1 protein-coding gene is annotated in these 1,673 nt (G+C 66.6%); it reads left to right on the plus strand.

Annotated elements, in window-relative coordinates; translation table 11 throughout:
- The first annotated feature begins 279 nt into the window (after window positions 1-279).
- Entirely contained in the window at window positions 280-1,401 is a 1,122-nt protein-coding gene (nagZ, locus tag VBE63_RS28835) for a beta-N-acetylhexosaminidase (protein ID WP_323686415.1), read from the plus strand.
- Window positions 1,402-1,673 lie beyond the last annotated feature (272 nt).

Here is a 1,673-nt window from a genome sequence, read left to right on the forward strand (position 1 = left end):
TGCCCAGCAACGCGCCACGATCCTGATCGGCGACCTGCCCGTGCCGAGGCTGGAACAGACGCTCGGCCCACGGATCATCGAGCGGCTCCACGAGGCGGGAACCCGCCAGGTGGCCTTCACCTGGCCCAGCCATCGCCGCCGCGCGGGCTCAACGCAAGCTTCATGAGTCTCCGAGCCTGGATGCGAACCCGGCCACGCGCACCGAGCTAGGACCCGAAGTTTCGCGATGGATGATCGACAGCCCAGGTACGGATCATCACCGTCTGTCATGCTTGCTCCATGCACCCGCGCCGAGCGTTCCTCCAAGCCGCGCTTGGCCTCACCGCCACCGCCCCTTGGCGATCCCTACAGGCGCAAGACCTGCCCTGGTGGCGCTGGCCGCTCGAGCAGCGCCTGGCGCAACTGCTCATGGTCGGGTTTCGCGGTGCCGACCTCAGCGCGGACGATCCCATCGTGCGCGATCTCAGCCAGCATGGCCTCGGTGGGGTCGTCCTATTCGATCGCGATGGCCGCAACATCCGCTCACCGCAACAACTGCGCGCCCTGACCCGAACCCTTTCGGCACTCAGCTCAACACCGCTGCTCATCGGCGTCGATCAGGAAGGTGGGCGCATCGCGCGCCTGAAGCCGCGTGACGGCTTTCCAGCAACGGTCTCGGCACAGACGCTCGGCCAGCTCGATGATCCAATCCAGACCGAGCGCGCCGCCGACGCCATCGCGCAGACGCTGGCGGACAACGGCCTGAACCTCAACTTCGCCCCCGTCGTTGATCTCAACCGCAACCCCGACAACCCGATCATCGGTCGTCTCGAGCGCAGCTTCTCGTCCGATCCGCACCGGGTCGTGCAGCACGCGGCCGCCGTGGTCAGGGCGCAGCAGCGCCGGGGCATCCTCAGCACCCTGAAGCACTTCCCCGGTCATGGCAGCGCCGGAGCCGATTCGCATACCGAGGTCGTCGATGTCACCGACACCTGGTCAGCACAGGAACTCACCCCCTATGCCCACCTGATCCAGGCCGGCTATCGCGACCTGATCATGAGCGCCCACATCCGCAACGCACGCCTCGATCCCCGGCATCCGGCGACGCTCTCCTGGCCAATCCTCACCGGGCTTCTGCGCCAGCGGCTCGGCTTTCGCGGTGTCGTGATCAGCGACGATCTGCAGATGGACGCCATCGCCCAGCACCACAGCCCCAACGAGGCCCTGATCGGCGCCCTCAACGCCGGTGTCGATGTCCTGCTCATCGCCAACCACCGTCCCTACGACCCGGATCGGGTGCCGAAGACGCTCGCTATCTTGCGCCAGGCGCTCATCGCTGGACGGCTGTCCGTCTCCCGAGTCAACGCCGCTTGTGCCCGCATTCTGGCCCTCAAAGCCCGCTACCGCTGGCCAGTTCACTAACCCCTCGAGACCGACACAAAAAAGCCACCCCGACAACGCCGGGGTGGCCTGTGCACAAACGCTCAGGGCTGAGCGGCACCACGCAGGTGCCATCAGCCGGTTCAAGGGTGCCTCAGAGGTCGTGCCCGTCTGCCATGGCCTCGAGTCCACAGGGACCCAGCCGCCAATAGCGGTCTTCGTCGGCATCCTGATCGCACAACAGCGCGGTGCGCTGCTGCGGGTCCAGGGCGATCAGGCTGAGGGCACTGTCATTGGTCCACTCGATGCCGATT

This window comes from Lamprobacter sp. (assembly GCF_034860625.1).
Taxonomy (GTDB): domain Bacteria; phylum Pseudomonadota; class Gammaproteobacteria; order Chromatiales; family Chromatiaceae; genus Lamprobacter.